Raw genomic sequence first — 10031 nt, 5'->3', positions numbered from 1 at the left:
GTGTAGATGACGCCGTCGCTTTCGCGCGCCACCGGGCTGCCCACCACGTTGGTGATGCCAAAGACCTTGGCGCCCTTGATACGCGCGTCGCGAATGGCGGCGAGGGTATCGGCCGTCTCGCCCGACTGGGACACGGCAACGACGAGCGTCGTCGGCGTGATGATGGGGTTGCGATAGCGGAACTCGCTGGCAGCCTCAACCTCGGTGGGAATGCGAGCCCAGCCCTCGATAAGGTTCTTGGCGATGAGCCCGGCGTGATAGCTGGTGCCGCAGGCGATCACGTAGACGCGGTCGATATCGTTGAGCTCCTCGAGCGAAAGGCCCAGCTCGTCGATATCGAGCTCACCGGCGGGGGTCATGCGGCCAACCAGGGTATCGCGCACGACGCGAGGCTGCTCGTGAATCTCCTTGAGCATAAAGTCGGGATAGCCGCCCTTTTCGGCCATATCCAGATCCCAATCGATGTGGGTGACCTTGGGCTCGATGACATTGCCGGCCTCGTCGGTGTACTCGACGCCCGCAGGCGTAAGCTTGGCAAACTGACCGTCCTCGAGCACCGCGACATCGCGGGTGGCATCGATAAGCGCGATCACGTCGGAGGCAACGTAGGAGCCGGTCTCGCCCACGCCGACCACAATCGGAGAGTCCTTGCGGGCCACGGCGATCACGCCGGGCTCGTCGGTGCACACGGCGGCCAAACCATAGGCGCCGACCACGTGGGTGCAAGCCTCGCGCACGGAGGCCATCAGGTCGTGCGTCTCGACATAAGCTTCTTCGATCAGATGCGCGAAGACCTCCGTATCGGTCTCGCTCTTAAAGTGATGGCCGCGGCCCTCCAGCTCCTCGCGCAGCTCGGCGAAGTTCTCGATAATGCCGTTGTGGACGATGGCGATGCGACCGTCGCAGCTGGTGTGGGGATGAGCATTAACGACGGAAGGCTTGCCGTGGGTGGCCCAACGGGTGTGACCGATACCGCAGGTTGCGTCGCTATCGATATTGGAAAGCTCGCTCTCCAGACCCACAACCTTACCCACGCGGCGGATGACGTCGAGGTGCGCCGCGGCACCCTCGCCCACCTCGAGCGCGACGCCCGAGGAGTCATAGCCGCGATACTCCATGCGCTTAAGGCCTGTGACCAGGATGTTCTTTGCAATATCAGATCCGGTGTAGCCGACAATTCCGCACATAGGATAAATCCCTTCGTTCGCGTGACTGCAAGACGTCCACGCACGGGGGGGGGGCGCTGAGACGTATAACGTTCGAGTATTGTACTCACGCAAGCGCAAGCTGATATACCAGAATTGGTATCTCAACTTAGATACCACCCGATGCACACATGCCCAAATCATCACGATGGGGACAGGCGCCTTTGTGGTGGCTTGATCGGTTCTAGAGGCGCAGACGATGCTCGAGCCGATTACCCAGGGCAGTGAGCGCCATGACAATGACGTAGTAGACCACGGCCGCCACCAAAAACGGTTCAAAGGCCCGATAGGTGAGCGCTTGCACGCTCTGGGCAGCACGCATCATGTCCATCAGGCCGATGGTTGCCACCAGCGAGGAGCTCTTGAGGACCGTGATCACTTCGTTGACCAGGGCGGGGGCAATCGAGCGCATAGCCTGCGGAACAACGATCTTGCGCATCATGGGAACATAGCGAAGCCCGATGGCCCGAGCGGCATCGTACTGACCCCGGTCAACGCCCTCGATACCACCGCGTACCGTCTCGGACACCGTCGCTGAGCCGTTAAGCCCCAGCGTAATGACACCGGCGGCAAACATCGATATTTTAAAACCCGTGAGCTGCGGCGTCGCAAAGTACGCCAAAAAGAGCAGCACGATAAGCGGAACGCCGCGAAAGATAGAGGTGTAGAAGCTGAGCACCGCACGCAATGGGCGACAGGGTAAAACCTTGAGCACGGCAATGAGAAAGCCCAGGGCAAGCGCTATAACCAGAGCGGCGGCCGTCACCTGACAGGTCACGACCAGGCCGCTCATAAACATCGGTATATATGGTTCTAGCAGTTCAAGCTTCATCAGCATGCCCTCGGCGTGCGCCTCACCGGATCGCTATTTTCCGGCAACCGTCGACGTGCCGGAAGCGGAATAGTCGCCGTTCCACATAAAGTCGGCGCCCACATACTGCTTGATATAGCCGTCGATGGTGCCATCCTCGAGCATCTCGCCGATGCACTCGTCAAGCGCCACGACAAAGCCGGCACCCTTCTTGGCCATCAGGCGGTACACGCCCACATGACCGCTCGTCTCGGAACGATCGAGCAAGCCCAGCACCAGGCCCTCGTTCGCATCGCGCATGGACTGGCCCTCGGCGCCGTCGCACAGGTAGGCATCGATGCGCCCAGCGAGCACCTCTTGCAGGCACTGGTCGCCGCCGTCGTACGTGTGAATATCGGCATCGGGCATGACCTTGGCGATGAACTTGTTCTGCACGGTGCCGGTGGTGCAGGCGATGGACTTGCCGGCAAGGTCCTCGACGCGCTTGACAGGATCGCCGCCAAGTGTGAGAACGCCTACGAGCGGCTGATAATAGCCGCGCGTGAAGTCGTACGTCTGCTTGCGCTCTTCGTTGGAGCTCATCGCCATGGTAAAGGCCTTGTCATCGCCCTGCACCGATGCAAGCGTGGCAGCAAAGTCCTGCGGCTCAAAGTCGTAAGAAAAGCCCAGGCGCGAGGCCATCTCATCGGCAATGGCGATATCCAGGCCGACAACCTTCTGCTTGCCGTCCGACTGCGTCTCCAGATAACGATAGGGCGCGAAGGCATCGTCGCCCACAAAGGTGAGCTTGGCGCCTTTGATATCGTCGCCCGCACCCGCAGCAGAACCAGCGGCAGAGCCCCTGTCAGCGCCATTGCCAGCGCAACCGCTCGCCGCAACTAATGCTGTACCGGCAAGCAAACTCAGGAAATCACGACGAGAAACAGAGCGAGTCATACCAAAGCCTTTCAATCTACGTTCAAAACGGCTTCTATTGTAGACACTCCACTGTTGAGCGCGCAGCCCAGCCGTATCAAAACCACTACAAAGGGGGACAGGCACCTTTGTGGTGGCTTGGTCTCCAGCGTTTACCCAGATAAAACCTGCCACAATAAACCTGTCCCCAATTGGAAGGTTTTGACACCCTAGGGGCGGGCGATGCTACAATCTGGCTTGTACTTGAAACGCATCAAAGGGGCCGCTATGGCAAAGGTAAAAATCAGCGATGTCGCGCGCGAGGCAGGGGTTTCGCTGGGCACGGTTTCCAACGCACTCAACCACCCCGAAAAGCTGCGCCCCGAGACCCTTAAGCTCATCAACGAGACCATCAGTCGCCTTGGCTACCTGCCCAACCAAAGCGCCCGTCAGCTCGCGGGCGGCACCACCAAGTCCTTTGGCCTGGTTCTCCCCCGTCTCGACCACGGCTTCTCGCTCCAAATTGCCAGCGGCGCCCATAACGAGGCCCGTAAGCACGGTTACGACCTACTCATCGCCAACGCCGATAACGACGATATTCTCGAGGACCATTACCTGCGCTATTTTATGGGCACACAAATGTCCGGCGTCATGGTTCAGCCCATGGCGTCCCCCGACTGGCACCCCGCCATGGCCAAGATGCCCGTGCCGATCGTCCATCTGGACATCCACTGTTCCGAGCCAGGTTACTACGTGGCCGCCGACAACGAGGCGCAGGGGCGCATTATCGCCGAGCTCGCCATCGCCCGCGGTGCACGCCATATCACCGTTGTGGGTAGAGCGGCATTCATGCAGCTCACCCTGCGCGTACTTGGCATTCACAAGGCCCTTGCCCTGCACCCCGATATCAAAATTGAGGTCATTGACGCCGGAGAGTGGAATACCGCAGCCGACGGCTACAGCATTGGCGCTCAGATTGCCGGGCGCCCTGCCGACGAACGCCCCGATTTTGTCGTCGGCCTGACCGACGTGTTGGCCTCGGGCGTCATCTCGGCGCTGGTCGATAAAGGCATCTCCGTCCCCGAGCAGATTCGCGTGGCCGGATGCGACGGCAACCCGCTTGCATGGAGTGGGTCGGTCCCCCTCACCACGGTGGCGCCTCCGGGCTACGAAATTGGCCGCAAGGGTGTCCAACTGCTGATGGAGCAAATCGAGAACAAGGTCCCGACAAAGACCAAACATATCCGCGTCGGCTCTGCCGCGCGCCCCGTCACCGCGGTCACGGCCACCGAGGACATCAACCGCCAAGAACTCGTACGGCCGTTCCTCCTCGAGCGCGCCAGCACCCAGGCAAGCAACCACGCCGAAGCCACCGCCATCAACCTGGGCGCCTACCTGTAGTAAAAAGCGCCGCAGCGGAAACAGCCCCGCTGCGGCGCTTTTTTCTGGCCCCACGCCCATTAGCCAAGGCTACAGCTACGGATATTTATGGAATTCAATCCATATTTTCATGAGTCGTTTTGATAAAATGGATTCTGTTCCATATTTTTTTGTAATTACATATAAACAGTGCGCTTTCCAGAAGTTTTGCAATACGGTACTGCACAATGAAGCGTGTGACGCTCACAAAGAGCTGCACAGGCATAAGGCAAAGGAGATTACCTTTTCCGACTTGACCTTAGAAGAAGCGCGGCAGCTTCATACCTTTGATGAATATTTCAAAGGGGAAACCGCCTTTGAAAGAGCCGGGAAGAAAATCACGCCGAAGCTGCTTCTTGAAGCAATCCGTACTTTGCCGGAAGAAAAGCGCAAAGCCGTACTCCTGTACTATTTCGAGGGAATGAACGACACCGAGATTGCGGAGCTGTTCGATACGTCGAGAAGCACGATACAGTACAGGCGGACAAGCTCTTTTGAGCTACTAAAAAAATATCTGGAGGAAAATGCTGATGAATGGGACGAATGGTAACGAACCCGGCTACCCGGAAAAAGCCCTTGTTCCCTATCCTGTCATTTTGGCAGCGACAAAGGGCGACCCGGACGCTATGAAGATTGTCTTGCAGCATTTCAGCGGCTACATAGCCCGCCTCTCCATGCGGAAGCTGTACGACGAGCGCGGGAACGTCTATTTTGGCGTAGACCACGACATTCGGGAACGGCTGCAAGCAAAACTGATGATGGCTGTCCTCACCTTTAAGGCAGAGGAATAAACCGCAGCGGCGGCGGGACGCTTTCTCTCTCCCCCTTTTCCGTTCCGCTGCTGACGCGGCAGCAAAGCCATTCTGAACCTTGACAAAGAAAGCGGCGCAAGATAACGGCGGCGCAGCATAGGGCAAATCGGATACGTTCCTTTTGCGCCGAGCCATACGGCGGGTGCGCCATGACGCTATCCGGGTGAGGTTATCCCCACCCGGACAGCCGAGCGACCAACACCGCGCCGGAAAGCAAGTGTAGCGGCTTGCGGGCGACGACACGCAAAATATACAATGATACTTCCTTACAGCCACAGTCCGAGCGTTAAGAGCGTCGCAGGCAATGGGTAGGGCTGCATGAGAACCATGCGGGGGTGCAATTCCCATGAGGTTATGCTAATAACCGTCCGATTAAAGCTCTCTTTCTACTTTTGAAACTATTGTACTCTATTGAAAGGGGGACATTTTAATGAATATTACTGATGTGCCTATCTGGGAGAAGTACACGCTCACCATTGAGGAAGCGTCAAAATATTTCCGTATCGGGGAAAACAAGCTGCGTAAATTAGCGGAAGAAAACGGTTGATTTTCAATCTCAACGCAACAGCTTGAACGGACCCCGCGTTTCCGCAGCTAGCGCAACGCGGAACTAGCCCCCGGCACCTGGCCGTCGCCTCGTTTCCGCAGGTGGAGAGGCTGTGGAGGCCGGCGTCCCCGCCCTGCCGCGGCATGCTCCGCCAGCCCGCCGCGCAGCCGCTCCGGACTCAGCGCAACGGGCCCTCCGGCCCATGCCCCGGCGCGCCGGCTATCCCGCCAGCGGCCCCTCGCCCCTCGCGGCCCTGGCCCTGTCGATGCAGCCGGGCGTGAGGTCGAGCTCGCCGGGCGCCAGCTCCTCCACCCCGAACGCGTCCATGAGGGCGGAGGCATCCTCCCCGAGGGCCATCCGCAGCACGCGCGCCGGCGTCAGGAACCCGAGCGCCCCCCTCGGTTCGGAGTTCACCTGCGACATGAGCAGCGCGCAGTCCGCCGCCGTCAGCCGGTCGAACCTGACCCCGGCGCCCTTGGGCAGCAGCTTTCTGATCTCCACGTGGTTCTTCTCGCACGCGCCCTTCTGTTGGCTCTGCCGGGGGTCGCAGTAGAAGAGCCTGGTCTCGCCGTCGCGCTCGCCGAGCAGCGCCGCGATGGCGCCCTCGTCGGCGAACTCGCTCCCGTTGTCGGTGAGCACGGCGCCGAAGGCGCGCCTCGCGCCGTCCTCGCCGAGGACCCCGCGCAGGGACGAGAGCGCCGCGAGGACCGAGGCGCACGCGCCGTCCGGCAGCGGCAGCGCCAGCTGGAAGCGGCTCGGGCGGTGCAGGAGCGTGAGGAGCCTGGCGGAGTCGCCCCTGGCGCCCTCGACGGTGTCCATCTCCCAGGCCGCGGCGCAGGCGTCCTCGCCGAGCGCGAGGAACGCCGCGTGCGACCTGCGGGCCGAGTGGTGCGTCGCCCTCCTCGGGGCCCGGTGCGACCTCGGCCTGTAGCCGACCTTGCGCCTGAGCTCCATGTTCGTCATGCCGTCGTAGCCGGCGTCCACCCACCTGTATACGGTGGAGGCGCTGAGGCCGGGGGTCGTCGCCGCTATCTGCTGCGGGGAGAGCCCGCGCGCGAGGCCGCCCCTGATGGCCGCGAGCTTGGCGGCGGCGCCCTCCTCGGTCTCGTCTATCCCGGATCTGCTCGACGAGAGCTCGGCGTCGGCTGCCTCCTGCGCCCTCCTGGCGCTGTAGAACACCCTGGGCCTCCTCGAGCAGCCGTAGCCCCTCCTGTGCGAGCAGCCGTTGCAGCACCTCGGCCATGCGGCGAGCCTGGGGCAGGCCCCCGAGAGGTCCTCGGGCGCGGGCTCGCCGTAGCGCGAGCGCGGCGCGGTGACGTAGCGGTGCGCCGCCACCTCCCTGGTCACGGTCGAGGGCGACCTGCCGAGCTCCGCGGCGATCTCGCGGGCGCTTCGGTTGCGGTCGAGCATTCTCTCGATCGCGTTCCTCTCGTGCCTCGTGAGCCTCCCGTACGACCTTCCGGACGGTCTCGGTCTGGACATGCCGGCCTCCCTCCATCGAGGGCCGGGGGATTCCGGCCCCTCTGGGGTTGCCTACCCGGATTCGCGCCTCAGGACTCAGCGCAACGCGTTGCGCTGAGTCCTGAGGCTGTTGCAATGAAAATGACAATCAAGGGTTTGAAAAATTCATTGACACTTTGGAAGTTATATAGTGAAATCGAGCCTTGAATGTGGTATAATAGATACAAGCATATCAAGGCTCTTTCCGTCATGGAAAGGAGCATGACGAACAATGTCGGAGAAAAGACGGAAGATATGCTTACAAATATATAGATACCTTTGGGAACCCGCAATTTGTTTACGCTTGGAAGTTAGTACCTACCGACAAGACCCCGGCGGGAAAACGTGAAGATATTTCGCTTCGGGAAAAGGAAAAAGAGATACAGAAAGACCTTGACGACGGGATTGACACGTTGGGAAAGAAAATGACTGTCTGCCAACTCTACGCAAAGCAGATAAGGCACCGGGCAAATGTACGGCATGGCACAAAACAGGGGCGCAAGCAGCTTATGAGGATTTTGGAAGAAGATAGTCTTGGAGCTTGCAGCATTGAGAGCGTGAAGCTGTCCGACGCGAAAGAATGGGCTTTACGCATGAAAGATAAGGGCTATTCATTCAAGACAATCAACAATCACAAGCGTTCTCTGAAAGCTGCCTTTTACACAGCCATACAGGACGATTGCATTAGGAAAAATCCCTTTGACTTCCAGTTGAACACCGTTTTAGAAGATAACACCGAACCAAAGGTACCTCTATCCCCAACACAGGAAGCGTCTTTCCTGTCCTTTGTGCAGAGTGATAAAGTCTATCAGAAGTATTACGACGAGATTATCATACTGTTAGGAACAGGGCTTCGCATTTCTGAACTCTGCGGACTGACTGAAAGCGATATTGACTTTGAGCATAAGCTAATCAACGTAGACCACCAGCTTTTGAAAGTATCGGGAGTTGGGTATCATGTTGAAACGCCAAAGACAAAAAGCGGTATCAGACAAATTCCAATGAGTACCAAAGTCTATGAAGCGTTCAAGCGTGTGCTGAATGACAGGGGACGGGCAGACAATTTTATTGTCGGCGGTTACAGCAGATTTTTATTCCTTAACCGGAACGGGCTACCGAAAGTAGCAGTCAACTTTGAAACCATGTTCCGGGGGCTTGTGAAGAAGTACAACAAAAGCCATGAGGAAGCCTTACCGAAAGTGACAACGCCCCATACCCTACGCCATACGTTCTGTACCAATTTAGCAAACGCCGGAATGAACCCGAAAGCATTGCAGTATATCATGGGACATTCCAACATCAACATGACGCTGAACTATTACGCCCATGCTACCTCTGATAGTGCAATGGCAGAAATGGAACGGCTGATTGCTTAGTAGTAGATAGAGGTTTTACTACTTGATTTACTACTTTTGGACGCGAAAACATGAGGGGAAATGAGAATATATAAGAGCTTCTTCCGATTTGAAAAATGCCGGAAAGCCTGTAAATACAGGCTATACCGGCTTATGAGAACTTATAAAGAGATAGTCAAAAACTATATTTTGATTTAAATTAACACATATCGTTGATGTTGAAAAATTAGAAATCATAATCAAAAACTCTGAAAAACAAACTTTTTAATTTTGAAAAGGAAGGATATTAAATGAAACACTTACCTAAAAGTACACCTACGGAAATATTGAATGACCCATACGGGATCGCGTCGAAAATGTTGGTGTAAGGGTGACACCCTAGCGCCCGTTTAACGAAAAACGGCCTTCGTCCTAGAATCTGAAATCACCACAACAACAGGTTCTAGGAAAGGACGAAGACCGCTATGGGAATCTTATCAGACCCGACGCCGGACATGCTCGCCATGCCCCGTTTCGACGACGGCGCCATCGACATGCAGGAGCTGCTCCGCAGACTAGCCGAGCAGGTCGTGAACGCCGTGATGGACGCCGAGGCCGACCAGCTGTGCGGCGGCGGGGCGAACAGCCGAAACGGCTACCGCGAGAGGTCGCTCGCCACCTGCGTCGGCACGCTGACGCTGCGCATCCCCAAGCTGCGCTCCGGCAGCTTCTTCCCCGAGGACGTGCTCGAGCGCTACCAGCGCGTCGACCGCGCGCTCGTGGCCGCCGTGGCCGAGATGTACGCCACGGGCACGAGCACCCGCAAGGTGCAGAGGGTGGCCGAGAAGATGGGCGTCTCCAGGCTCTCGAAGGACCAGGTGAGCGCCATCGCCTCGAGCCTGGACGCAGATATCGAGGACCTATGCGGAAGGCCGCTCGGCGGCTCGCCGGTGCCCTACGTCTGGCTCGACGCGACCTACGTCAAGTGCCGCCGCGAGGGGCGCGTCGCCTCCACCGCCGTGGTCACCGCCATCGGCTGCGATGCGGGCGGCTGGAGGCGCGTCCTGGGCGTCGACGTGGTCGACACCGAGTCCTACGACTCGTGGCTCGCCTTCCTGCGGGCTATCCGCTCGCGCGGGGCGGCGGGCGTGCGGCTCGTCGTCTCGGACGCCCACCCGGGGCTCGTCCGGGCGCTCGGCGAGGTCTTCCAGGGCGCCGCGTGGCAGCGCTGCGCGGTCCACCTCATGCGCGACTGCATGCGCGAGGCCGGCTCCTGGCAGCTCAGGCGCCGCGTGGGCAGGATCGTGTCGCAGGTGTTCCGCGGGCGCGACGCCGCCACCGTGACGGCCATGTACCACGCGGCGTGCGACATGCTGGAGGGGTGCTGCCCCAGGGCGGCGGCGGTGCTGGAGGAGGCCGAGCCCGACGCGCTGGCCTACCTCGACTTCCCGCCGACCCACTGGAGGCGCCTGCGCACCAACAACGTGCAGGAGAGGACCAACCGGGAGA

Annotated in this window: 10 protein-coding genes and 1 pseudogene; 7 read left to right on the top strand and 4 right to left on the bottom strand. The window is 59.1% G+C overall.

Going from position 1 to position 10031, the window contains the following annotated elements; all coding sequences use genetic code 11:
* From glmS to ABHR75_RS07710, 3 genes are all read right to left on the bottom strand, one after another.
* A partial coding sequence (gene glmS / locus ABHR75_RS07720) for a glutamine--fructose-6-phosphate transaminase (isomerizing) (RefSeq protein WP_346964032.1) occupies positions 1 to 1187 on the bottom strand: 1187 nt, incomplete at its 3' end.
* Between the two features lie 202 nt (positions 1188 to 1389).
* A complete protein-coding gene (locus ABHR75_RS07715) occupies positions 1390 to 2037 on the bottom strand; it encodes an amino acid ABC transporter permease (RefSeq protein WP_346964031.1) in 648 nt (215 codons plus the stop codon).
* Positions 2038 to 2070: 33 nt separating this feature from the next.
* Complete coding sequence (locus ABHR75_RS07710; RefSeq protein WP_346964030.1) at positions 2071 to 2952, bottom strand: substrate-binding periplasmic protein; 882 nt, start codon at positions 2950 to 2952, stop codon at positions 2071 to 2073.
* Between the two features lie 246 nt (positions 2953 to 3198).
* Between ABHR75_RS07710 and ABHR75_RS07705 the strand changes: the two genes are divergently transcribed.
* The 4 genes from ABHR75_RS07705 (at position 3199) to ABHR75_RS07690 (ending at position 5688) form a co-directional block, all read left to right on the top strand.
* Complete coding sequence (locus tag ABHR75_RS07705) at positions 3199 to 4311, top strand: LacI family DNA-binding transcriptional regulator (RefSeq protein ID WP_346964029.1); 1113 nt, start codon at positions 3199 to 3201, stop codon at positions 4309 to 4311.
* Positions 4312 to 4420: 109 nt separating this feature from the next.
* Positions 4421 to 4879: an RNA polymerase sigma factor gene (locus ABHR75_RS07700; RefSeq protein ID WP_346964028.1), complete on the top strand. Its 459-nt coding sequence runs from the start codon at positions 4421 to 4423 to the stop codon at positions 4877 to 4879.
* The gene (locus tag ABHR75_RS07695) at positions 4860 to 5120 is read left to right on the top strand and encodes a helix-turn-helix domain-containing protein (RefSeq protein WP_002590583.1); all 261 of its coding nucleotides are present in this window, start codon (positions 4860 to 4862) and stop codon (positions 5118 to 5120) included. Before ABHR75_RS07700 ends, ABHR75_RS07695 begins: the two co-directional genes overlap by 20 nt.
* Positions 5121 to 5571: 451 nt before the next feature.
* Positions 5572 to 5688, top strand: coding sequence for an excisionase (locus ABHR75_RS07690; protein ID WP_430392708.1), 117 nt, complete (start codon positions 5572 to 5574; stop codon positions 5686 to 5688).
* 219 nt (positions 5689 to 5907) lie between these two features.
* Here ABHR75_RS07690 and ABHR75_RS07685 read toward each other — a convergent pair whose 3' ends face one another.
* Complete coding sequence (locus tag ABHR75_RS07685; protein ID WP_346964027.1) at positions 5908 to 7170, bottom strand: IS30 family transposase; 1263 nt, start codon at positions 7168 to 7170, stop codon at positions 5908 to 5910.
* 200 nt (positions 7171 to 7370) lie between these two features.
* Here ABHR75_RS07685 and ABHR75_RS09940 point away from each other — a divergent pair.
* The 3 genes and pseudogenes from ABHR75_RS09940 to ABHR75_RS07670 form a co-directional block, all read left to right on the top strand.
* A pseudogene (locus ABHR75_RS09940) lies at positions 7371 to 7571 on the top strand (integrase DNA-binding domain-containing protein); the annotation flags it as partial.
* A gap of 30 nt (positions 7572 to 7601) precedes the next feature.
* Positions 7602 to 8564 (top strand): tyrosine-type recombinase/integrase, encoded by a 963-nt coding sequence (locus ABHR75_RS07680; RefSeq protein ID WP_430392707.1) that lies wholly within the window; start codon positions 7602 to 7604, stop codon positions 8562 to 8564.
* A gap of 443 nt (positions 8565 to 9007) precedes the next feature.
* Positions 9008 to 10031 (top strand): IS256 family transposase (locus tag ABHR75_RS07670; protein WP_346964026.1); only part of this gene is annotated, 1024 nt, incomplete at its 3' end.

The sequence above is a fragment of the Collinsella aerofaciens genome (genome assembly GCF_039752955.1).
Lineage (GTDB): Bacteria > Actinomycetota > Coriobacteriia > Coriobacteriales > Coriobacteriaceae > Collinsella > Collinsella aerofaciens_BI.
This window is presented reverse-complemented; position numbering and strand designations above follow the sequence as displayed.